Source organism: Wolbachia endosymbiont (group A) of Volucella bombylans (genome assembly GCF_964026965.1).
Classification (GTDB): Bacteria; Pseudomonadota; Alphaproteobacteria; order Rickettsiales; family Anaplasmataceae; genus Wolbachia; species Wolbachia pipientis.
This window is the reverse complement of the sequence record NZ_OZ034717.1, coordinates 92,641-117,088: the sequence shown is the minus strand read 5'-3', so window position 1 is coordinate 117,088 and position 24,448 is coordinate 92,641. Positions and strand designations below refer to the sequence as shown.

Here is a 24,448-nt window from a genome sequence, read left to right as displayed (position 1 = left end):
GAAGGGTGTCATGCCAGTGCTTGACACTGGCATCCAGTTTTCCATATAATCTCATCAAAAATGTTTATTTTCTAGCTACTTTTATACTTATCAACCCAGTATGCTTACTTACAATTAAAATTTCTGGATCCCAGTGTCTGGGCACTGGGATGACAGCTAGCCTGACAACCGTCATCCCGCTACTTGTTAGCGGGATCTAGAGATACCGAGAATGAATCGCGGTATGACGTAGGACTGCTGTCATTCCAGTCTGGAATCTAGTTCTTATTGTACATTTAGAGGTTGTCCGGAAACTAGTAAATTCAAGCATATTCCCTCTTTAACATAACCCTACTCATAGCTAGGTATATGAAATTCTCAGTGGATGTTGTGAGTAAATCATACTCCTTCGATAGCCTTCTATTCCTATTAACCCAAGCAAAAGTCCTTTCTACAACCCATCTTCTTGGCTGTACTTTAAACCCTTGTTCTCTTGTTGGTAGTAGCTCAGGTGGCGTATCTTTGTGCACCCAAAATCTACATGGAGGCCTTGTAACAATTTCAATATCTATGTCATATTCTTCCTTTATGTGATTCTTTAAATTTCTTCCTTGGTATCCCATGTCAGCCCACATTTTTTTAACTTTAGTATATTTTGTTCTCATATTGTTTAATGCTATTTTAATACCATCTCTATCATTTTCGTTAGCAGCGCCTACGTAACAACCTAGTATAAAACCCTGAGTGTCTGTAATTATATGCCTTTTTCTACCCTTTACTTTTTTACTTCCATCATAGCCTTTGATCCCCCCTTTTCTGTAGTCTTTACAGATTGACTATCTACTATACAGGCACTCGGCTGCTCATTCCTTCCTATTTTTCTTCTACTATATTTTGTAATTTCATAATTCATTTTCTCAAAAATTCCCTGCTTCTTCCATTGCCTGAACTGCTCATACACAGTCTTCCATAGCGGAAAATCATTTGGTAAATACCGCCATTGACACCCTGTACGCAATACATAGAAAATTGCTTCTAATATTTCTCTTTTGCTATACTTTGGCGGCCTTCCTCCTTTCTTGTATGATACTCTGAAGTGTTTTTCTATTCTTGCCCATTCCCTTTCGCTTAGATCTGTTGGATACTTTTTTCTCATCTTTACCCCGTACTAAAATTTCAGATATTATAGCCTTTTACTTGTTTCCGGACAACCTCTTATATTGAAGGGTTTTTCTCAAGATTAAAGCAAATATTCGGATTTAGTTTTAGGAATAAATCTGAGATAAATCGAGAAAAAGAACTGCTAATCAAATGCTATTTGCTTAATAAATTCACTGATATTGGTATGGCTAAATTTGAGATAGTTACATGAATTTACCATAAATCACCATCTCATAAAGTGTGATGCAACAAAGCCATCCCAGTGTCAAGCACTGGGATGACACCCTTTTGGATAGAAACCAGTGTCAGGTACTCGGATGACACCATTTACAACCACTCTCCTACCCTTTCTAGCTGTTTATAGCTGTTAAATCTCAAGAATTTATCAAAATATGGAGAGGCAATAAAGGGTGTGGAATCACTTAAATAGTTAGATAAAAAACCAGGCAGATCATTTTTTAATTCTTGCATTTTGTATCTATAATTTTGTATAGAAATAACTTTTATTTTATCATAATCAAGTTTCCAATAAGCAAGTTCTGAGACTTCTCTTTTTGTTATATGTTCTACCGCTAAGGCTTGTAAAATTAATTGCGGAAAAAACCCCGACATCACTTCTTCATTGGAAGGTGGTGTACCAAGCTTATAGTCTATAATTGCTACTTGCCCACTTGGTAGATACTCAACTCTATCACATCTTGCTGTCAGTAAGATTTCTTGTGGGATCAGATCTCTATTCGTCATCCAAGCAGTTTCATACTGATCACAAGAACCAGTGTCACGCGCTGGAATATGAAATATCGGACAGGAAAAGCTCTTTTCCAACTCAACATAATTGCTTCGAGTTTCATCAAATTCGACAAAAGATTGAATTATCTTTTGTAGTCTTACCCACCACATATTTGAAAAATTAAACTGACTAGTCGAGAATGCTTCTCGTGCAATGCTCATTGGAGATTTTTTGTTGCGTAAATATCTTGCAAGAATGTTGTGTACCATAGTGCCAAATTCCAATATCGATGGCTTAAAATTCAAGTCTCTTAATTGTTTAAGGCCCAGTATATACTCAACGTAAAATGAATAAGGATTACGAATTAGCTTTTCTATTGCACTGCAAGACATCACCTGCATTTTTTCTTTTCTAACTTCGGTTTGAGGTTTTGGCATAGGCTGAGTACATGGAACAGTACATTCAGGCGTATTTAATATCCTTAGCCAATCACGATAAGGATATTTTGACCCCTGCAACAGAATTTCCAAACGCTGCAATAGCATTGGTTTTCTATGGCTTAGCGATCTTGTAATATAAACCTTACTTGCACAAAACAAATTGTGTAAAGTATAAAAAAAATACCCCTGCTCTTCTTGCGCAGAAGGAAGATTAAATTTTTCTCTCGTAAGTGCATTCAAAAGCGGACTTTGAAAGCTTGGCGCTTCATTAAATCCAGCAAGTATCACAACTTTGTTGTGATATAAGCTGAATTTATTCAAGTCACTTGCTACAGAGAAAAACTCTTTCTCTAAAAATAAGGTCAGAATTTGGCTATATAACTCTAAGGAGCATTTAATTTCTACACCCTCACATGCATTTGAAAAATTACAGGTAAAATTACCTATTTCACTATTTAGCTCTGAAAAATTTATACCAGATAATATATTAATACACTGCAAATGAGTTGCTACCACATCAAAAATAGAGCAATTTATAGAACGAAGTAAAGGATTAAATATAACCTCTAACTTACTGATAATAAGTAATATATCTTCTTTGTATTTTAGCTTTTTATGGGCATTGATAGCATTTATAATATCGCTCAGGCCATTTGTACTAAAGTTGCGTAATATCTCTATTTCAAATTCAGATAAAATCCGAGTGTACTCTTCTTGAGTGTAACCAAAAGTCACTAGCCTATGTTTAAGGAGCGAAAGTAATGACACACTGCTCCAATTTGAGGTCAAAACTTCGATACTATAAAGCAGAAGCGTTATATAAGGGTAATTTTCCGGTATGGCACTGTGTTGCCTTGATAAACATGCTATACGAGCTGCAAGTAATTTATCAAAGACGACCAAAGAAATGTTTTCATAACCTTCATTTTCTATAATTAATGATGTCACTTGTGCTTCTTCCTCTCTGGAATCACAAGTGATGACTTCAATATTGCCAACATGTCCACTACTAACTTTGCTTAGATCGGCAGTTGTATCAAAGACGTAATCTAGATATTCCTCAGGACTTCCTGTTATCCCAGCCCTTTCTTCTGTCATCCAAGTAGCTGACACTGGGATCCAGTTTTCATTATACAGCCACCTGGTGCGCTCATTTAAAGTTAAGTTTTCTGGATCCCAGTGTCTGGGCACTGGGATGACACCAGAACACGCTTCTGGCAGAAAACTAACATCCCTTCTATCCACTTTTAAATAATCGAGTAGATCTTTCAGGCAATATTGATAGTGTTTTTTATCAAGCAATTTCCAGTCTTTCTCTTTAATTTTCAAATTCAGGTTAGGCAAAATTATTTTTCCAAATGGCAGATCATATATAGCCTTAATTAACGACTTATCCTTTCCAATTCCAACAAAGATTATATGTTGGTCTTTTTGTAAAGAGGTTATCATATTGTTTATGTAATCACTCTTATGTTTTAATATATCTACTACTTCTAAATCTTTTAAAGTTTTACTCCAAGTCTCAGTGAGTAAGCTTATGAAATTCTCTATTTTTTTTGAATGTTCATCAAATTGATAACAATCCGTTGTTTGGGTAGATTGAATTTTATCAAGCAATGATGGCAGGCTATAAGCTAAATCAATTGGGAAATTATCATTATTTTTTCTATTCCATTCCAATATGAATTGAATGAGTAGCAGCGTCCTTTTTATTGGACTTATAACTTTAACTCTATCAAGATTTAATATTAAATCTTCCTCATCAATGTTCTCTAGCGAAACTATCTCTGGCAAAATTATGCATTTTTCAGCGTTATAATTCTTGAATGCACTCAGCAGCGCTATCACATCCCTCTTGCAAGGAAGTATGACCTTTATCTCGGGAATTTTTTCTCTTTCATATTCAGAAAATATGTGCTGAACCAGCACATCAAAAAGGGATTCATCCACATTAACAGTAAAAACTCTTCCCACTAACAGTAACAATTAATACAATACTTTTATTGTATAGAAATTATTTAAAATATAAATGTGCTCGCAGTTTCTTATGCTATGATATATTAAAGTCTTTCACAATATTACATGGCAAACATCAGAATAGAAGTTTTAAATAAATGTGAACAATTTGGCCGCAGAAGGGTAGTTAATGTTTACTTGATTTACATAAGCAAAGAATTACCATCAAAATTACATGAAGAAATTTGTGGGCTATTTTATAATAAAGTCATACAAGACTGCCGTTATTATTCCTACAATGAAAACCTTGAAGAAGTTCAATATAACTTCATAGAACCACAAGCAAAGTGGGGCTTGGAGATAAGCTTTTTACCTGGCATGACTGACAATGTAGGCAACACAGCGAAACAAATTGTTAGAGAATATTTAATAAACAAGGACTACATTGATGAAAATGTTTGTATAAAAGCAAGAAGTTCAAAATTGATTCTAAGTCAAGCAACTGAAGATGATATAAAACAAGAATTTAATCCTATCACTGAGTATTGCATTCTTGTTTATAAAGAAAACGGCAATTGCTATTGGAGGCATTACGGTAAATTAAAAGGTGTCATCCCAGTGCCCAGACACTGGGATCCAGAAAATTTCAAGCAATTGTATAATGAAAACTGGATTCCAGTGTCAAGCACTGGAATGACAGAAGGTAGGGTTGGGATGACAGAGGATAGTACTAAGTCCGTTGACCTCAATGTAAGTGACCAAGAGCTTGAAAAGATCAGCAGAGATGGAATCGATGGTAATGGCACTTTAGGGCTCTCTCTGGCAGCAATGAAAGCTATAAAGGATTACTTTAAAAAACTTAATAGAAATCCATATGATATTGAACTTGAGTCCCTAGCACAAACTTGGTCTGAACATTGTAAGCACAATATCTTTTGCTCTCCCATTGATGAAATAAAAGATGGCCTATACGCACATTATATCAAGCGTGCAACGCGTGAGATAAATTCTGACATATGTGTGTCAGTTTTCTCTGACAACGCAGGAGGAATAATTTTTGATGACGATTACTTGATTGTAGATAAAGTTGAAACTCACAATAGCCCTTCAGCTCTTGATCCATTTGGTGGAGCAATGACTGGAGTGCTTGGAGTAAATCGTGATATAGTTGGTTTCGGTAAAGGCGCAGAGCCTATAATGAATACCTATTACTTTTGCTTTGCCAAAGAAGCAAAAGGCAAGTTTTATAGGGATAAAGAGCGCACTGATGAGATCTTACCGCCAAAATATATAATGAAAGAAGTGATTCACGGTGTTAATGTTGCTGGTAATTGCTCTGGTATTCCAACACAACTTGGATCGGTATATTTTGACGATAGATTTTGTGGAAAGCCGTTAGTCTTTGTTGGCAGTGTCGGAATTATTCCACGCAACATAAATAACGCACCTTCACACATCAAAGGGCCTAAAAACGGCGATAAAATCGTAATTATTGGCGGAAGAGTTGGAAGGGACGGAATTCACGGTGCAACGTTTTCCTCAGAGGCTTTGTCGGGAAACAGCCCTTCAACAATTGTGCAAATTGGTGACCCTATAACACAAAAAAAATTATCCAACGCCGCCTTGGAAGCAAGAGATCTTGATCTTTATAATGCAATAACGGATAATGGAGCAGGCGGTCTATCATCATCTATTGGTGAAATGGGAAAAGACGGATTTGAAGTTGATTTGAGCAAGGTTCTCCTTAAAAACGATGGTATGGCTCCGTGGGAAATATGGATATCAGAATCACAAGAGAGAATGACCTTAGCAGTGCCAGAAGAAAATCTCCCTATGTTTAAGCAAATCATGAAAAAACATGATGTGGAGGTTTGTGTGATTGGAGAGTTCAATGAGAGTGGTAAAGCTGTTGTTAAATGTCCTAAAGGGAAAGTAATAATGGATATCGGAACTGAATTTCTGCATGATGGTAATCCTAAAGTGCATTTACAGACAAAGCCGTGGTCTAAGGAGTCTGCTGTATCCTTTCCTGTCATCCCAGTGCTTGACACTGGGATCCAGCAGGTAAAGCCTGCAAACATTTTACGCCAAAACTCATCTAATGGTGGAATTGAATGTGAAATGGATTCCAGTGTCAGCTACTTGCATGACACCCTTTGCGTGTCAGCTACTTGCATGACATCAAGCCAAGAAACTGAACTAAAAGAAATGCTGAGCAGACCAAACATTTGCAGCAAAGAGTTCATAGTGGTGCAATATGATCATGAGGTTCAAGGATCGTCAGTGTTAAAACCACTGCAAGGCAAGGGAAGAATGTGCAGCGAAGCTATTGTCTCAAGGCCTGTTCTTTCTTCAAATAAAGGTGTTGTAAAATCGCAAGGATTTGGCTCAAGTTATGGAGAAATTGACACCTACCACATGGCAGCATGTGCAATTGACACCGCGATACGCAACTATGTAGCCGCAGGAGGAAATATAAATCATCTAGCGTTGCTCGACAATTTTTGCTGGTGTGATGCTTATAATCCAGAAAGGCTATGGCAGCTAAAGAGAGCTGCAGAGGCTTGTTACGACTTTGCAACTGCATTTAAAACACCATTCATATCCGGAAAAGACAGTATGTTCAATGACTTCAAGGGATATGATGAAAATGGCGAGAAAGTGATAATCTCCGCACCACCTTCATTACTCATCTCAGCAATTGGAATTATAGAAAATATTGAAAATGCGGTATCGCTTGATGTGAAAATGCCGGGAGACTTGATATATGTACTTGGAGAAACACTTGATGAACTTGGTAGATCTGAATATCAGTTATATAGTGGAATAGGTAATAACAACGTACCAAAAGTTGATGCAAAGAGCGCTAGGAAGTTGTATGAGCGTTACAACCAGGCAATAAAAGATGGCATAATTGCCTCTGCAATTGCACCAAACTTAGGCGGATTAGTTATTGCTCTGGCAAAATCGCTAATTGCAGGAGACCTTGGTGCTGAAATCGATCTTTCACTAGTGCCAATAGGAAAAATACAAAATACAGACATAATAAACAAGATAATAATGTTTTCTGAATCGCAAAGTAGAATTTTGGTTACTATTGCACCACAAAATCAGAAGAGGTTTGAAGAATTGTTTGAAGGTGCAGTTTATTCATGTATTGGCAAAGTAACAGAGAAAAAGGTGCTAAACATAAAGGATGTTTTAAAAGTAGATCTGAAAGATGTGGCATGCTAATATAAAATATTTTTCTTATTATGCTAAATAACTCTTTTACTATATGTAATGTTTATTTAGAATGAATGTATGTTATTAATTTTGGGTAGGTAATTATGTCTATTTTATCGATACTCCTGTTTATCAGTCTTTCTTTACTCAACACTTCAAATAAATTGATGATATGTGCTGCCTTATTTGTGGGAGCTGCTTTAGTTGTAAATTCAATGGTTGAATTTTATGGCAGAAGCAAAGCTACGTACAACTTAATAGTGTGTACAGCGCTATGTTGTGTTTTTAAATGGCAAAGTTTTAATTTGATGATATTGATTTCATATACTGCAATTTTAGTATCTCTTCTCTCAAGCATAATTATTTTTGAAAAATTGAAGTCCAAGTTGAATTTTCATATGGCAAATTTCATTACTTTAATTATAGCATCAGTGGTTGATAGTGCCGTTGTATGTGTTGGATTACTATACAAATTTTCTGCAGGTAAATGCTTATCAATATACATTAGAGATTTAATTTTTAAGTTTTCTTATGTGTCAGTATTGAGCATCTGCTTGTTTGTAGGAATGTATTTATTTTGCTTGGCGAACAAGAAGTATTTTAAGATTTCCACATAACCTGTTTTCTGATATAGCTAAACTGACTTTGGGTCCTGGGGGTGTATTTGGTGGTCCTAATACGTAACAACAGTTTAGAATTTATAGGTAGCCTAAACTCACAACTGTACAAACACTATGATTTGAGCCTATCAGGGGGGTGTCATTCCAGTCTGGAATCCAGAAAAAAGAATGGTGTCATCCCAGTGCTTGACACATAGCTGTACGAACATTCATTTTTGAAGGTAAATTGCACAGCAAATGGTGTCATTCCAGTCTGGAATCCAGAAAAAAGAATGGTGTCATCCCAGTGCTTGACACATAGCTGTACGAACATTCATTTTTGAAGGTAAATTGCACAGCAAATGGTGTCATTCCAGTCTGGAATCCAGAAATTTTGCTTATAACTGAGCTGATGAGCTAAAGGTAGTTGTCTTACGCTAAAACAAACGTTTTTAATTAAGTTGCATAGAACCAGTGTCTGGGCACTGGCCCACTGGTGGGAATTGCTCCTAAACTACAACGTTCGTACAGCTATGTGCTTGACACTGGGATGACATCATCAGGGCACTGGCCTACTTAACCGTCATACCGTCGCGGTATCTCAGCCGCTAACAAGTAGCGGAATGACGATTTATCAAACGCTGCCTAATTTTCCGTAACAGTTGAAAAAATCAATAGAAAATCAATATATCACTATAAATTCACGTATTTTGAGGCTATAATGGTTAATACGCTATATGGTATAATATGGACGATTTTATCAGAGTTAAGGGCGCAAGGGAACATAATCTGCAAGGTGTAGACGTCAATATACCGAAAAATAAGCTAGTTGTTATAACTGGGCTAAGTGGTTCTGGCAAGTCTAGCCTTGCATTTGATACGATTTATGCAGAAGGCCAACGCCGGTACGTTGAAAGCCTGTCAGCTTACGCGCGTCAATTTCTCAACATTCAGGATAAACCAGATGTTGAGTCGATTACAGGTCTCTCTCCTGCAATATCTATCAACCAGAAATCGATCTCAAAAAATCCAAGGTCAACAGTTGGAACTGTTACCGAAATTTACGATTACTTGCGCTTAGTATATGCACGAATAGGAGTTCCTTATTCACCTGCAACTGGATTACCAATAACAAAACAAACGGTGTCTCAAATTGTAGACACTATAATTGCGTTACCTTTAGAAACTAAGATATATATACTTGCCCCTGTTGTGCGTGGTAGAAAGGGAGAACATCTTAAAGAGATATTGGAAATTAAAAGACAAGGTTACGTAAGGTTCAAAATAGATGGTGAAGTGTACAATGTAGATGACTTGCCTAAACTCGATAAGAACAAGAAACACGACGTTTTTGTGGTTGCAGATAGAATATCAATATTGGGCGATATAGGAAATCGACTGCCAAGTAGTATAGAATCCGCACTAAAACTTGGTAATGGTCTAATGTATGTAGAAATAGTAAACCTACCTGACAACCATAATTCCGAGTATAAAAATGGTCAAATTCTAACTTTTTCAGAGAATTTTGCATGCCCCGAGTCTGGTTTCACTCTTGAGGAAATAGAACCAAGATTATTTTCTTTTAACAGCCCTTACGGTGCATGTGGTTCGTGTAATGGGCTTGGTAAAAAACTAAGTGTTGATATAAAGCTAATAGTACCGGATGAAACTCTTTCAATATCTGAGGGTGCTTTAAAGCCAGTGGGATCAATGTTCCGTCAAGTGCACACAGGTTATGGATTTCTAAAAAGTGCAATTCTATCACTGGCTGAAAACTACAAATTTAACCTTGATATTCCGTGGAAGAACATAGATCAAGAAGTAAAAGATATGATACTCTTTGGCTCTAATAAATTTCAAGGTTTGATCAGTATCTTGGAGAACCAGATGGATTATGATGAAACACTTGTTGAGCGATATTGCTCTGTCACTCACTGCAGAGAATGTACTGGCTATAGATTGAAAAAAGAAGCGCTTACAGTGAAAATTGATAGCAAACATATAGGTGAAATATCAAGGCTCAGCATCGATGAATCCCTTAAATGGTTTGAAAATTTGCCAGACAAGCTCACAGAACAACAGAAGCAAATCTCAAGTAAAATATTAAATGAAATAATCAAGAGGCTAGCATTTTTAAAGAATGTAGGGTTGAATTACCTAACGCTTGATCGAGAATCTAGCACTCTCTCTGGTGGCGAGAGTCAGAGGATCAGGCTTGCTTCACAAATTGGCTCTGGTTTAACAGGAGTGCTGTACGTGCTTGATGAACCCTCGATAGGCCTTCATCAATGCGATAATGATCGGTTAATTGCTACACTGAAAAACTTGAGAGACATGGGTAACACTGTAATCGTTGTTGAGCATGATGAAGATACAATAATGGCTGCTGATTATGCGATTGATATTGGTCCTGGAGCTGGCGTAAATGGTGGAAAAGTTGTTGCAGAAGGAACACCAGACCAGGTGCAAAGAAATTCAGGGAGCATAACAGGGCAATATTTGAGTGGAGAGAAAAAAATTTTAATTCCAAGAAGAAGAAAGCAAGCAACTCAGTTCATAAAAGTAATAAATGCATGTGAAAATAACTTAAAAAATGTGAACGTTAAATTTCCTATAGGGAATCTTATTTGTGTTACTGGAATATCAGGAGGGGGAAAATCAAGTTTAGTCATAGAAACGTTATATAAATATTCAGCACATAAGATACATCATTCGTCTGCACGGTATGGCCAATGCGATAAGATAGAAGGCCTTGAATATATAGATAAAGTTATAGAAGTTGATCAGTCGCCAATTGGTAGAACTCCTGCGTCAAATCCAGCAACATATGTCGGTATGTTTACTCATATAAGAAATTGGTTTGCAGGTCTTTCGGAGTCAAAAGCAAGGGGGTATAATATAGGCCGGTTTTCATTTAATACCAGAGGGGGAAGGTGTGAGGCTTGTAAAGGTGATGGGCACTTAAAGATAGAGATGCATTTTCTACCGGACGTTTACGTGAAGTGTGAGCAGTGTAAAGGACGAAGGTATAATCGGGAAACATTGGAAGTTACTTATAAAGAAAAATCAATCTCTGATGTGCTTGATATGACGATAGATCAAGCTTGTGATTTTTTTGAAAACCTTCCAATGGTAAAAGAAAAGTTGGTTTCTTTGCAGGAAGTGGGGCTTGGCTATATAAAACTCGGACAGTCGTCAACAACGTTGTCTGGGGGTGAAGCACAACGAATAAAGCTGTCCAAAGAGCTATCAAAACGATTTACCGGAAGAACATTGTATATTCTTGATGAGCCAACAACTGGATTACACTTTGAAGATATAAATAACTTACTAAAAATACTCCATAGATTAGTCGATCTGGGAAACACTGTTATAGTTATCGAGCACAATTTGCACGTTATAAAAACTGCAGATTATATAATAGACATCGGACCAGAGGGCGGAATAAAAGGCGGAGAAGTGATTGCTACTGGAACTCCAGGAGAAGTGGCAAAAATTCCAGAAAGTGTTACAGGCAGGTATCTTAAAACGTATTTATTATAAACTATTTCTTAATTATATTAGGCTAGGTTGCATATTTATGATTTGGAGATAAGAATGTCAGTATATCGATACTTTAGAAGGTACGTTGAATATGGAGTTGTACCTGCTAAGAAAGCAGAAGATAACACACTAGTTCCAGAAAATAGTTTCTATAAATCTGTACGTTACGTTGATAATGTGCTAGGACCTGTGAAAGATGTAATTTGTGGAGTTGAGAGTAAAGACAATTATAACAAGTATTATCAAGATAATGATAAACGTGGGTCACAGGGCAGAGAAAGTGTATTCATTGTGTGCACTTGGTGCTATTTTAGCAGCCAACATAATATTGCAACCTTTATGTTTGATACTATAACTAAAGTGACTTAGGTTTACCGACGATTTGATAAACGACAAATTCGTCATCCCGCTGCTTGTTAGCGGGATCTAGAGATACCGCGGCGGTATGACGTAGGAAAACCTGACTTGCACTAGCTACAGCACTCAGCAGTGGCTCAGTTTGAACTATATTGAAATGAAATAAAAAGTGAAAGAGTGTAAGCTTAAGTTACTTTAGCTATACTATATAAATTATTTTATAATATATTTAATGAGTTGTGAACCTTCTCTTACTAAAAAAAGCTACAAATCTCATATTTCCAAGCGTATGCGTAAGTTGCGAATGTATCATTGATGAAAATCTTAATCTGTGTAGTGAATGCAACAAAAAAATCAATTTTCTAACTAAGCATTACTGCAATGTTTGTGGCGTAGTAATCTCAGACAATATTTATACGTGTGGTAAGTGCATCATCAATCCTCCACCGTTTAAAGTATTAAGATCAGTTTTTGCTTATGATCAACATAGTAGAAACATGATTATAAATTTCAAATTTTTTGATAATTTGAATTACGTAAAAATCTATGCAAAGTGGATACACCAAGCTAATCAGGATACATTTCAGAACGCAGAGGTCATAATTCCTATACCGTTACATAAAATGCGCTTGTTTAAACGTAAATATAATCAAGCAGCGTTGCTTGCAAAAGAGTTGAGTAAGTTGTCCAATTTATCCTATACGCCATTTGCAATAAAACGCCTTCGCCATACTGTGCCTCAAGCTGGTCTTTCACTTAAACAGCGTGAAAAAAACTTAAAGAAGGCTTTTAAAACAAGCAACAAGAAAATTATCAAAAATAAAATCGTGATATTAGTTGATGATGTGGTAACAACCGGAGCAACTGTAAGATCTTGCTCTCAGGAAATTTTAAACTCCGGTGCAAAAGAAGTGAGAGTGCTATCACTTGCAAGAACGGTAAATGATTGTGAAACTATTACGTAAAAATCTTGACTTGTTTTTGTTTTATCTATAAAATAACTTATAGCAAATAGTTGTTGGAGAGCTTATGAGTATAAAAGAGCAAGAAATTGATGCCATATTCCAAGAAATAGAGCAAGAATCAAAAGAAAGTGACATAATTGAAGAAATTAAGCAAAAGCTGCTCGTATGTAACCAAGATACATACAATCAGTGGAAAAGACTTAATTTTCACATAGATCATTTATTTGAAATACGGCAAGAGATTACCCATGCTTCTAGGTATTATACTACTGCGTGAAATATTGCTGCTCATAAAGGCTTAGTAAAAACAGTAAGACGTCTACTGGAGAAAGGTGCAGAGGTTAGTACACGCGATGGTGGTAGACACACTGCTCTGCATTGTGCCGCTAACAGCGGTAATACGGAAATAATAGAATTACTACTGGAGCAAGGAGCATATATTCACTCATGTTCTAAACTTGGCTCAACACCGCTGCATTTTGCTGCTACTAATAATCATATAAATGCAGTGAGGTGCCTGTTAAATAAAGGAGCTAGTCCTTTAGCACTAGATAATAATAATTCCATTTCCAGTATGTTTGCTACAGACAAAGAGGTGATTGCTGTCTTGGAGAAAGCAGAAGAAGAGAAGCCTAAGGAAAATGCTGCAAAGGAGGCAGAGGAAAAAAAACATCAGGAAGAGGCTGCTGCTTTAAAGAAAGCAGAAGAAGAAAAACATAAGAGAGAAATGGAATGTAAGAAAAAAAGGCAAGCAAAAATGATTGCTGTAGGTGGTATTGCAACTGCATTGATAGTGGCGGGTATTGGATACATTGTTGAATTACCTATACTAGTAACTATTGGTATATCTGTATCCATTGCATTAGTATCTGTTTGCATTGCGTACGTAATGTCAAAACCTAACACTAAAATGGAAGAAACAGAGAGTTTTGTGCAGAAAGTTGGCCAGAATATATAGGTCAAGATGCGTATCCGTTCAGGAGAGTGGTTTAAGAAACAATAGATAGGAGATTTTGGAAAGGATTGAGACCCCTTTGTTTCCAAGTTAAGTATAATGAAATTATCCGCTCAAGGAATGTATTTCCCCGCTTTGATTGTGTAAAATATGAGTTTTTGCGATAAACGACATAATGCCGAATTTGCCGTTCAGCGTGGTTATTTGTCAGCGGAATATTTTCTGGGTCATCTAAAAATTTCCACATCATTCTTTCAGATCTCAGAACATTTTTTGCAACTCGAGAGGCTCCAATTGCTTCAGGTAAACGAGATATCTCCTTCAAGTAATACTTTGTACGTTTTCTTAATTTTCTGGCACGTCTGACAAACCTCAAAACATCTATCTCACTTTTTAGTAAAGCTTTTTTTGTATCCGTTCAGCGGAGTGGCAGAATAAGGTAGACAAGGTGATCTAAAAAGATAATCATAGAGCAAAAGTGAAATAATATGGTAAACCTTTTAGAACTTTGCAAAAATTTACAGCAAAAAATAGAAAGGTTAGAAGCAAAAATAGAAAGATTGGAAAAAGAGAATGAAAGTTTAAAAGCAGAAAATAAGGCTTTAAAGATAGAAAATGCTGAGTTAAGAGAAAGACTCGGTTTAAGCTCAAAAAATTCATCAATACCAAGTTCCAAAGAGTTGTATAAAATAAAAAAGAATAAGCCGAAAAGCGAAAGGAATATTGGCGGTCAGGTTGGTCATAAAGGAAGTTTTCGCGCCAACATGGATGCAGATAAAGTAGTAAAGATAGAGTTGCCTAATACTTGCGAATGCGGAGGAGAAATTGCAATATGTGAAAAACCATATATTCATCAGAAAGTTGATCTTCCAGAAATCAAGCCTTATGTAGTGGAATATCAGTTAGAACATGGCCGTTGTCGGAGATGCGGAAAGAGAAGAAGTAGCAAGTTACCGGAAGGTGTTACGCCAGATACATTTGGTCCAAGGGTTAAGTCAATAATTGCAGCGTTCAGCGGATTCTACAAAAATTCAAAACGCGAAATAGCGAGTGTCGTAAATGATATCTTCAATTTGAACATAAGCGTCGGTAGCATATCAAATAGTGAACATAGAGTTGCTTCAAAATGCAAAAAAATGTATGAGCAGATCGAACAAGAGATAAGTAGGAGTAAAGTTCTACATATTGATGAAACGAGCCATTATAACAAAGGTAAACTCGCTTGGTGTTGGATGTTTGCAAGCAATACGGCAAGTTTTGTAAAATTTACAGAGTCAAGAGGAATGAAAGTTTTACAAAATAGTAAATTCTGCAATCGCAATAGCTTGGTAATAACTGACAGGTATGCAGCATACAATTATTTTGCCGATAAAAACAGGCAAATCTGTTGGGCACATTTATCAAGAGATTTTGAAAGATTAGCACATAGTTGGAATATTGAAGTTAAAGTTCTGGGTTGTTACTTGAGAAACGTGGCCACTGAATTATTTGCACTAAAAAAAGCTTTACTAAAAAGTGAGATAGATGTTTTGAGGTTTGTCAGACGTGCCAGAAAATTAAGAAAACGTACAAAGTATTACTTGAAGGAGATATCTCGTTTACCTGAAGCAATTGGAGCCTCTCGAGTTGCAAAAAATGTTCTGAGATCTGAAAGAATGATGTGGAAATTTTTAGATGACCCAGAAAATATTCCGCTGACAAATAACCACGCTGAACGGCAAATTCGGCATTATGTCGTTTATCGCAAAAACTCATATTTTACACAATCAAAGCGGGGAAATACATTCCTTGAGCGGATAATTTCATTATACTTAACTTGGAAACAAAGGAGTCTCAATCCTTTCCAAAATCTCCTATCTATTGTTTCTTAAACCACTCTCCTGAACGGATACCTTTTTTTAGTGCAAATAATTCAGTGGCCACGTTTCTCAAGTAACAACCCAGAACTTTAACTTCAATATTCCAACTATGTGCTAATCTTTCAAAATCTCTTGATAAATGTGCCCAACAGATTTGCCTGTTTTTATCGGCAAAATAATTGTATGCTGCATACCTGTCAGTTATTACCAAGCTATTGCGATTGCAGAATTTACTATTTTGTAAAACTTTCATTCCTCTTGACTCTGTAAATTTTACAAAACTTGCCGTATTGCTTGCAAACATCCAACACCAAGCGAGTTTACCTTTGTTATAATGGCTCGTTTCATCAATATGTAGAACTTTACTCCTACTTATCTCTTGTTCGATCTGCTCATACATTTTTTTGCATTTTGAAGCAACTCTATGTTCACTATTTGATATGCTACCGACGCTTATGTTCAAATTGAAGATATCATTTACGACACTCGCTATTTCGCGTTTTGAATTTTTGTAGAATCCGCTGAACGCTGCAATTATTGACTTAACCCTTGGACCAAATGTATCTGGCGTAACACCTTCCGGTAACTTGCTACTTCTTCTCTTTCCGCATCTCCGACAACGGCCATGTTCTAACTGATATTCCACTACATAAGGCTTGATTTCTGGAAGATCAACTTTCTGATGAATATATGGTTTTTCACATATTGCAATTTCTCCTCCGCATTCGCAAGTATTAGGCAACTCTATCTTTACTACTTTATCTGCATCCATGTTGGCGCGAAAACTTCCTTTATGACCAACCTGACCGCCAATATTCCTTTCGCTTTTCGGCTTATTCTTTTTTATTTTATACAACTCTTTGGAACTTGGTATTGATGAATTTTTTGAGCTTAAACCGAGTCTTTCTCTTAACTCAGCATTTTCTATCTTTAAAGCCTTATTTTCTGCTTTTAAACTTTCATTCTCTTTTTCCAATCTTTCTATTTTTGCTTCTAACCTTTCTATTTTTTGCTGTAAATTTTTGCAAAGTTCTAAAAGGTTTACCATATTATTTCACTTTTGCTCTATGATTATCTTTTTAGATCACCTTGTCTACCTTATTCTGCCACTCCGCTGAACGGATACCAAGATGCAACTTTATTTTTAATAACCTCAACATCGCTAAATTCAAAAGTTTGGTTGCCTATAATTTGAAATTTCTCATTTCCCTTTCCTGCAACTAGCAGAATCATACCCTCGTTATAGGCAATATCTACGCCTTTCTCTATAGCTTCTCTCCTACCTCCTATCTCCAGTGCATCAGGGCAATGTAGCAAAATATCGTGGCGAATTTTTGCCGGATCTTCATCACGCGAATTATCATCTGTAATTATTACTTTATCTGCATACATTTGTGCTATTTTGCCCATTTCTGAACGTTTCGTCTGATCGCGATTTCCACCGCATCCAAAAACTAGAATTATTTTTTTGTTGATATGCCATTTTAAAGACAATAGGGCTTGTTTAAGCGCACTTGGAGTATGAGCGTAATCCACGAATGCAAAAGGTTTCACTTTTTCCATTCTTCCTGGTGGAGAAACGAGTTTTTCTACGCATATTTCTCTGTAATTTAATCCAGATATACCAATTGCACATAGCAGATTATATGCTTGAAATTTTCCTAAAACTGGGAAAAATGTATTGTAAATTTGGTTATCAATTTTTACTGTAAGATGTTGACCATTAGGGGTTGATGTTTGCTCTAATAAAGTAATATCAGAGCCTTTTTTTCCATAAGTCACAACTTTATTACTGCGTTTTTCAGCTATTTTAAGCAATGCGCCATATTCATCTATATCCGCATTTAAAATCGCTGTTTTTCCTTCTGGTAATACTTCGTAAAATAACCTTTTTTTAGTTTCTAAATATCCACCAAGACTTTTATGGTAATCTAAATGATCTTGCGAGAAATTAGTAAAAGCTGCAGCACTCAACTTTAATCCATGGATTCTGTATTGATCAATCCCATGACTTGATGATTCCAACACTAAGTGTTCTACACTTATACCACGCAATGTTGCGTAAAGGTCTTCTGCACCTGGAGTGGTAAGGCTGTTGCTATTACCTTTTCTGCCATTATTGATGCATGTTCCAAGTGTTCCAATAGACGCAGCATTATAGCCAGAGTTTTGCCAGATCTGGCGGCAAAATTCTACTACTGAAGTTTTACCATTTGTACCAGTTACAGCAGCAACATATTTGGGCTGTTTGAATTGATAAAACCTGCTGACTATTTCGCTGTATATTTCTTGAGGGTTTAGGTGTTCAAGCACTGCAAAACCCGGAGTATTTGTCATGCAAGTAGCTGACACTGGAATCCAGTTTTTATTATACAATTGCTTAGTGTGTTCATTTACAATTAAATTTTCTGGATCCAAGTAGTCAAGCACTGGGATGACATCTTTCTTGGCCCCTTGTATCACAACGTCTACACAGTTGTGTACGTAACACTGTGATTCAGTAGGAAGGATATGGATTCCAGTATCGCATGTTGCGTATTCTTTACTCCTTTCTGACACACAAACAAAAAGATAACCTTCCTTGACTCTCTTGGGATTACATGTAACGCCCTTGATTTCAATATCAAAGTTAACATCAATAATGTTATGCAGTAATTCTCTCAGTTTCATCTGCCAGCTTTGATATTCAAACATGGCAGTCTTGCTAGTGCAGCATTTAAATCAGAGATCAAATCCTCAGAATCTTCTAGTCCACAAAATATCCGCATGAAACTTCCACCATAATCTGAATTCATTACAGATCTTGACATAGATCTACGATCTATTGGTAATATCAAACTGTCACACCCTCCCCAAGAAGCACCAATACTAAAAATTTTCATATGATCAACCATGCAGCTTAGTTCTTCACATGAATATTCTCTATCCAGTATTATACTAAATACGCTACTTGCTCCTTTGAAGTAACTTTTCCATAATTCGTGTTGAGGATGGGAGGGAAGTGCTGGATACAAAACTTTTTTGATTTTTGAATGTTTTTCTAGCCACTTTGCCACTTCCATTGCTGTATTTTGGTGCCTTGCCATACGTGCATGCAGTGTTCTTAGTCCCCTATGTGCAAGGTAGCAGTCGTGCGATTGAATGGTTACTCCATAATTTTTATAGCTCTCATAAAGCAATTTAAAAGTTTCACCTTCAGCAACCATAGCTCCCATCACTAAATCTGAGTGACCGGCTAGATACTTTGTCACCGCATATAGTGCAACATCAACTCCATAATCAAGCGGCTTAAATAACAAAGGAGTGGCCCATGAATTGTCACAAACGGTTACAATTCCACGTTCTTTAGCAACTTTTACTATATGCTCTATATTCGAAATCTCAAACGTTACAGAACCAGGAGTCTCGATCATTATCAATGAAGTATTACTCTGAATTAAATCAGTTATATCCTGTGTTGGATCATAAAAAGTTACTTCTGTTCCTCTTTTTGGTAGCTCATTTTCTGCAAACCTCCTAAGCCTATAATAACTATTATCTTGAATTAAAACGTGCGAGCCTGCTTTAGCGAAAGTTAGAATAGCAAAAGTAAGTGCAAATAGTCCGGAAGGATAAATAAGCGCTTGTCCACTCCCTTCAATTTCAGCCAGTGCATTTGAAAGATAATGAACAGTAGGAGTACCAACATTACTGTAGCTATAATCCCTTGCAACACCATCGTTGATTACATCGTATATACTTTCTCCATTTGCTGCATTTAAGTAGTCCTTGTAAGTAGGGAATAATATGGTAGAAGAATGATAAACTGGCGGGTTCATGGAACCTTTATAGTCATTAAATTTTCTTCCTGCTTTAACTAATATAGACTCTTCCTTCACATTTTTATTATTTATTTTTTAAATTGTACTCATCTTGCGTATACAAGTGAAGAGAAATTGCATGTATTAGCTCTATCTCACCCTTCAATAACTCATAAATCAACTTGTGTCTTTTTAGAACGCTCATTCCAATAAAGCCGTCAGATATTAATATTAATTTAATGTGCGAAGGTAATGTTGAAGATGAAGCAAAATAATGATCAGCATGCTTTGCTGATTCATCGATAATGTTGATATCAATTACATCTATCGAATCGCGTATCTTTTCTTCTATTGTTTTAATAATATCCATAATGGTTTCTTTAAGCAACAATATGCTCTTCTTGTCATCCCAGTATCAGCTACTTGGATGACAATCGCAATTACTTATTCTCTTCTTTATTATCTATGTCTTGATAATCAGAATCTACTACTTTTTCCTCTTTATCATTTGGATTTCCTTCTGATGAAAAGCCATTTTCAGCACTATTTTGTTGAGATGCTTGATACATAGCTTCTCCAAGTTTCATAGATAATTGAGAAAGATTAGTGACTTTCTGCTGTATTGAATCAGCGTCATCAATGTTATCAGATTTACTAACTTCTTTTAATTCGTTAACTGCATTTTCAATAGCAGATCTATCTTCTGGTGAAACTTTATCACCATACTCTGTCAGAGACTTTTCTGTAGAATGGACTAAGCTATCCGCTTGATTCTTCACTTCAATAAACTTTTTGCGCTTTTCATCTTCTTGCGCTTTTTCTTCAGCTTCTTTTACCATGCGATTTATTTCATCATCAGATAAACCACCTGAAGATTGAATGCGTATTTTTTGCTCTTTTCCAGTAGCTTTATCTTTTGCAGAAACGTGTGCTATTCCATTTGCATCTATATCAAATGTCACTTCAATTTGTGGCCTTCCGCGCGGAGCAGGAGGTATCCCTTCCAAACTAAACTGACCGAGTAGCTTATTATCAACTGCCAGTTTTCTTTCACCCTGATGCACCTTAATTGTAACAGCTGTTTGGTTATCTTCTGCAGTTGAAAACACCTGAGATTTTTTAGTAGGAATTGTAGTATTACGCTCAATAAGTGGAGTGAATACTCCTCCTAGAGTTTCAATACCAAGAGAAAGTGGGGTCACATCAAGTAGTAACACATCTCTTACATCACCTTGAATGATCCCCGCCTGTATTGCAGCTCCAATTGCTACAACTTCATCAGGGTTAACTCCTCTATGTGGATCTTTGCCAAAGAATTCTTTAACTTTCTCTATGACTTTTGGCATACGAGTCATGCCACCAACAAGAACCACTTCGCCAATTTGACTAGCAGATAAACCAGCATCCTCAAGAGCTTTTTTACAAGGAGCCATAGTTCTTTCGATTAAATCATTCACTAAGCTTTCAAGTTTTGCTCTCGTTAATTTCATATTTAAGTGTTTTGGACCACTTGCATCAGCTGTAATAAACGGTAGATTTATTTCCGTTTCCATTGCACTTGATAATTCAATTTTCGCTTTTTCAGCAGCTTCTTTGATTCTTTGCATAGCCATTGGATCATTTTTCAAATCAATGCCATTACTTTTCTTGAATTCATCTAGTAAATAACTCACTACTCCATTATCAAAGTCTTCACCTCCAAGATGGGTATCACCGTTTGTTGCTTTCACTTCGAAAACTCCATCACCTATTTCAAGTATTGAAACGTCAAATGTACCACCACCAAGGTCATATACTACTATTGTGTGCCCATGTTTCTTATCAAGACCATAAGCAAGTGCTGCAGCAGTCGGTTCATTTACTATTCTGAGTACATTTAATCCGGCAATTTTTCCTGCATCTTTTGTTGCTTGACGTTGAGAGTCGTTGAAGTATGCTGGCACTGTTATCACAGCATCTTTTACTTCCTCTCCAAGATAAGCTTCTGCTGCCTCTTTCATGTTTTGTAGTATAAATGCACCAATTTGACTAGGAGAATATTCTTTATTATCAGTTGTTTTAACCCATGCATCACCACTTTTTGCTGCAAATACTTTGTATGGTACACTTAGATTTTTCATCTCAGGATCACTATATTGACGGCCTATTAATCTCTTAGTAGCAAAAAAGGTATTACTTGCATTGGTGGTTGCTTGCCTTTTTGCTGGAGCACCAATCAACCTTTCTCCTGAAGAAGTAAATGCAACTATAGATGGAGTAGTTCTTGCTCCTTCTTTATTCTCTATTACCTTTGTATCTTTGCCCTGCATTATTGCAACACAAGAATTTGTTGTTCCGAGATCTATGCCTATTGCTCTTCCCATAATGAGTACCCCATTGTAAATATTATCTGATATAAGAATATATAAGTATAGGGCTCATTAATTACAAGCCCAATTTAGGTTTCTAATTAGTTATTAGAACTTAAAAGGCGCGAAAGCCACTTAGTCAGCCAAAAATTGCCTCGTAGTTTATTTGAATTATCAGCTTCTTCATTGCTGCTATCCCCAATTTGGTATCCAGAGTTCTGTAATGGCTTATAACCGTTTAAATTAACATCATCTCCTTGTTTTAAAACAAATGTATTTACATCTAAACTGTTATCAATACTAACGTTCAATGTAATATTAAACTCTTTTTCGATTGTAGAAACTGTATTGCGTTTGTTATTAAAAATGTGCGCTATAACTGCACTGTGTGCTACTAAATCAAAAGACTTATTTCGATTCTTGTTAGCAATATGTTGTAAGTCCCTTAGTATTGATGAAACAATTACTTCGTTTGATTTTATTCTTCCAGTACCTTTGCAGTGTAAACATTCTGTAGTATTAATTTCTTGTATGTTTGGTTTAATTCTTTGTCTTGAAAATACCATTAAACCAAAGTCATTTATGTAGCTAAATTGAACTTTAGCTTTATCGTCTTTAAACGCTTGCTTTATAGCAGACTCAACAGCTCTGCAATACTGATATTTCAACATATCAATAAAATCGACTACTATTAATCCTGATAGGCCCCTAAGATTCACCTGTCTTGATATTTCAGGTACTGCTTCCATGTTGGTTCTATAAGCTGTTTCTTCTATGCTATCTTCTCCTGTCATCTTTCCTGAATTTACGTCTATTGAAACAAACGCCTCAGTTAAAGTTATTATCAAAGACCCACCAGATGGCAATTCTACTCTATTGCTATATAACTCAGAAATTTGATCTTCGATTCCGTAGTAAGTAAAGATCGGAGCATAACCTCTATACAATCTATAGCGCAACTTACTACCTTTTAGTGCATTGTTAGCATATTGCTTAACTGCTTCAAAAGATTCCTTTCCAGACACTATAACTTCTATACCATCGCTACAAAAATCACGAACAGATCTCATAATTACATCTGCTTCGTTGTAAATTAATGATGGAGCATTTACAGAGAAGGCATTTTTTTGAATGCTCTGCCATAATGAGGATAAGTAATTGTAATCTTGCTCAATTTCTTTCTTACTTTTTCCTGAACCAACAGTTCTTACTATTAAACCTGATCTTTTTGGCAAGTTTATTAAATTTAGTATATCCTTTAACTGCTTTCTGACATTAGCATCTTCAATTCTGCGGGACACTCCACCTTTGCTCATGGAATTTGGCATGAAAACACAGTATCTACCCACTAAAGTTATGTATGTTGTAAATGAAGCTCCTTTATTGCCTCGTTCCTCTTTAGTTAGCTGAACCAATATTTTTTGATTTACTGAAATAACATCTTGTAATTTGTATTTTTTATATAAAGGTACCTCTCTTACAAAACCACTACCTGATTCGTTGACATTCTTACTAGCTGCAGAATCTGAAGAAACATTTGCTGAGGCTTCTTCTATACAATCGTCATTTGAGTAGCCCTCAAAGATAGTTTCCTTTTCTTTTTCTGGAATGTTGAAGTAATCTAGAGATATCTCGGAAAAAGACAAAAAACCTTGCTTATTTTTTCCATATTCAATAAATACGGCTTGCAAAGAAGGCTCTATACGCTTTATATAAGCAACGTATATATTACCTCTTAATTGTTTTTTTTCCTTGAATTCTTGTTCAAATTCTACAACCTTGTTATTAATTGACAAGGCAACTCTTACCTCATTAGAACAGATAGAATTTTCTATCAATAATACCCTTTTACCACTATTTATCACTTATTTACCGTTTGCTTTTTATTCTGAAGTTAACTTTATGCTACTTAATGCACTGTTGATTGTCAAGGATTTTGCAATCTGCATTATTCGATTGACTTTTAGTATTTTGCGTAATAAACTCGCATAGAATTTATTATATCATTATAAGTATGGCGAAAAAAAATGCTTCTTTGCTTGTTAAGTTAGTCAGCACTGCAATCAAGACAACAAGAGCTGGTGAAGAAAAATCAACAGGCTATTTTTATGTAAAAAAGCGTAATCCAAAAAAGCTCACCAGAAAACTGGAGTTTAGAAAGTATGACCCAGTAGTCAGAAGGCATGTGCTATTTAAAGAAGAAAAATTAAAGTAGTTTTTTTATAGGAAAGTTTATTATTATGCAAAATTTACAATTAAGTTATCCTGTAATAATAGAGTTGGACAATGTAAAGGATACAAAACTGAAATTAATAAAGGTCATTGCACAATTAATAGGTAAGAGATACACAACGCAGAAAAAAGCAGCAAACGCTCTAAAGATTGATCAGCCTAAAGTATCTCAAATCAATAGGTCAAAAATCGAAGGGTTCTCCTTAGAATACTTGCTTAACTTATTGATTGTATTGGGCCAAGACATAAACGTAAGAATAAAGCATAATTCTAAACCTGCATAATATGTAAAGGACAAA

General features: G+C 35.9%; 16 protein-coding genes and 5 pseudogenes. 10 read left to right on the top strand and 11 right to left on the bottom strand.

The window, feature by feature from the left end:
• Nucleotides 1-64: 64 nt before the first annotated feature.
• From AAGD51_RS00565 to AAGD51_RS00555, 3 genes and pseudogenes are all read right to left on the bottom strand, one after another.
• Nucleotides 65-175, bottom strand: a complete 111-nt coding sequence (locus AAGD51_RS00565; RefSeq protein WP_080717651.1) for a WPE palindromic element domain-containing protein — start codon at nucleotides 173-175, stop codon at nucleotides 65-67.
• A 127-nt stretch (nucleotides 176-302) separates the two neighbouring features.
• A pseudogene (locus AAGD51_RS00560) lies at nucleotides 303-1,135 on the bottom strand (IS5 family transposase).
• A gap of 332 nt (nucleotides 1,136-1,467) precedes the next feature.
• Nucleotides 1,468-4,284: a WPE palindromic element domain-containing protein gene (locus tag AAGD51_RS00555; protein ID WP_186809130.1), complete on the bottom strand. Its 2,817-nt coding sequence runs from the start codon at nucleotides 4,282-4,284 to the stop codon at nucleotides 1,468-1,470.
• 108 nt (nucleotides 4,285-4,392) lie between these two features.
• Here AAGD51_RS00555 and AAGD51_RS00550 point away from each other — a divergent pair, with 108 nt between their 5' ends.
• Nucleotides 4,393-7,500, top strand: a complete 3,108-nt coding sequence (locus AAGD51_RS00550) for an AIR synthase-related protein (protein WP_236514424.1) — start codon at nucleotides 4,393-4,395, stop codon at nucleotides 7,498-7,500.
• A gap of 750 nt (nucleotides 7,501-8,250) precedes the next feature.
• On the opposite strand, the gene AAGD51_RS00545 is transcribed toward AAGD51_RS00550, so the two are convergent.
• The gene (locus tag AAGD51_RS00545; RefSeq protein ID WP_341810469.1) at nucleotides 8,251-8,424 is read right to left on the bottom strand and encodes a hypothetical protein; all 174 of its coding nucleotides are present in this window, start codon (nucleotides 8,422-8,424) and stop codon (nucleotides 8,251-8,253) included.
• Between the two features lie 413 nt (nucleotides 8,425-8,837).
• Here AAGD51_RS00545 and uvrA point away from each other — a divergent pair, with 413 nt between their 5' ends.
• The 6 genes and pseudogenes from uvrA (at nucleotide 8,838) to AAGD51_RS00520 (ending at nucleotide 13,913) form a co-directional block, all read left to right on the top strand.
• Entirely contained in the window at nucleotides 8,838-11,633 is a 2,796-nt protein-coding gene (gene uvrA, locus AAGD51_RS00540; RefSeq protein ID WP_006279734.1) for an excinuclease ABC subunit UvrA, read from the top strand.
• 54 nt (nucleotides 11,634-11,687) lie between these two features.
• Nucleotides 11,688-12,002, top strand: coding sequence for a hypothetical protein (locus AAGD51_RS00535; protein ID WP_010082388.1), 315 nt, complete (start codon nucleotides 11,688-11,690; stop codon nucleotides 12,000-12,002).
• A gap of 227 nt (nucleotides 12,003-12,229) precedes the next feature.
• The gene (locus tag AAGD51_RS00530; RefSeq protein WP_006279736.1) at nucleotides 12,230-12,955 is read left to right on the top strand and encodes a ComF family protein; all 726 of its coding nucleotides are present in this window, start codon (nucleotides 12,230-12,232) and stop codon (nucleotides 12,953-12,955) included.
• Between the two features lie 64 nt (nucleotides 12,956-13,019).
• Complete coding sequence (locus AAGD51_RS00525; RefSeq protein ID WP_341810468.1) at nucleotides 13,020-13,232, top strand: hypothetical protein; 213 nt, start codon at nucleotides 13,020-13,022, stop codon at nucleotides 13,230-13,232.
• A 3-nt stretch (nucleotides 13,233-13,235) separates the two neighbouring features.
• Nucleotides 13,236-13,466: pseudogene (locus AAGD51_RS07155) on the top strand (ankyrin repeat domain-containing protein); the annotation flags it as partial.
• Nucleotides 13,467-13,529: 63 nt separating this feature from the next.
• Complete coding sequence (locus AAGD51_RS00520) at nucleotides 13,530-13,913, top strand: hypothetical protein (protein ID WP_341810467.1); 384 nt, start codon at nucleotides 13,530-13,532, stop codon at nucleotides 13,911-13,913.
• A 31-nt stretch (nucleotides 13,914-13,944) separates the two neighbouring features.
• On the opposite strand, the pseudogene AAGD51_RS00515 reads toward AAGD51_RS00520, so the two are convergent.
• Nucleotides 13,945-14,319: pseudogene (locus AAGD51_RS00515) on the bottom strand (IS66 family transposase); the annotation flags it as partial.
• Between the two features lie 79 nt (nucleotides 14,320-14,398).
• On the opposite strand from AAGD51_RS00515, the gene AAGD51_RS00510 reads away from it, so the two are divergent.
• The gene (locus AAGD51_RS00510) at nucleotides 14,399-15,781 is read left to right on the top strand and encodes an IS66-like element ISWen3 family transposase (protein WP_341810389.1); all 1,383 of its coding nucleotides are present in this window, start codon (nucleotides 14,399-14,401) and stop codon (nucleotides 15,779-15,781) included.
• A gap of 4 nt (nucleotides 15,782-15,785) precedes the next feature.
• Here the strand turns inward: AAGD51_RS00510 and AAGD51_RS00505 are convergent.
• The 6 genes and pseudogenes from AAGD51_RS00505 to AAGD51_RS00480 all read right to left on the bottom strand — a co-directional run.
• Nucleotides 15,786-16,817 (bottom strand): annotated as a pseudogene (locus tag AAGD51_RS00505) (IS66-like element ISWen3 family transposase); the annotation flags it as partial.
• Nucleotides 16,818-16,867: 50 nt separating this feature from the next.
• Complete coding sequence (locus tag AAGD51_RS00500) at nucleotides 16,868-18,439, bottom strand: UDP-N-acetylmuramoyl-L-alanyl-D-glutamate--2,6-diaminopimelate ligase (RefSeq protein WP_341810466.1); 1,572 nt, start codon at nucleotides 18,437-18,439, stop codon at nucleotides 16,868-16,870.
• Nucleotides 18,414-19,647, bottom strand: a pseudogene (metC, locus tag AAGD51_RS00495) (cystathionine beta-lyase). The gene AAGD51_RS00500 and the pseudogene metC overlap by 26 nt, the downstream one beginning before the upstream one ends.
• 7 nt (nucleotides 19,648-19,654) lie before the next feature.
• Nucleotides 19,655-19,939, bottom strand: coding sequence for a BolA family protein (locus AAGD51_RS00490; RefSeq protein WP_077188332.1), 285 nt, complete (start codon nucleotides 19,937-19,939; stop codon nucleotides 19,655-19,657).
• A gap of 70 nt (nucleotides 19,940-20,009) precedes the next feature.
• Nucleotides 20,010-21,932, bottom strand: a complete 1,923-nt coding sequence (gene dnaK / locus AAGD51_RS00485; RefSeq protein WP_077188333.1) for a molecular chaperone DnaK — start codon at nucleotides 21,930-21,932, stop codon at nucleotides 20,010-20,012.
• An 86-nt stretch (nucleotides 21,933-22,018) separates the two neighbouring features.
• Entirely contained in the window at nucleotides 22,019-23,782 is a 1,764-nt protein-coding gene (locus AAGD51_RS00480) for a ribonuclease E/G (protein WP_077188334.1), read from the bottom strand.
• 149 nt (nucleotides 23,783-23,931) lie between these two features.
• On the opposite strand from AAGD51_RS00480, the gene rpmG reads away from it, so the two are divergent.
• Together rpmG and AAGD51_RS00470 are read left to right on the top strand one after the other, a co-directional pair.
• Nucleotides 23,932-24,132 carry a 50S ribosomal protein L33 gene (gene rpmG / locus AAGD51_RS00475; RefSeq protein WP_006279743.1) on the top strand — a complete coding sequence of 67 codons (201 nt, stop codon included), beginning with the start codon at nucleotides 23,932-23,934 and terminating at the stop codon, nucleotides 24,130-24,132.
• Between the two features lie 25 nt (nucleotides 24,133-24,157).
• Nucleotides 24,158-24,433 (top strand): helix-turn-helix domain-containing protein, encoded by a 276-nt coding sequence (locus AAGD51_RS00470; protein WP_236514428.1) that lies wholly within the window; start codon nucleotides 24,158-24,160, stop codon nucleotides 24,431-24,433.
• Nucleotides 24,434-24,448: the final 15 nt, after the last annotated feature.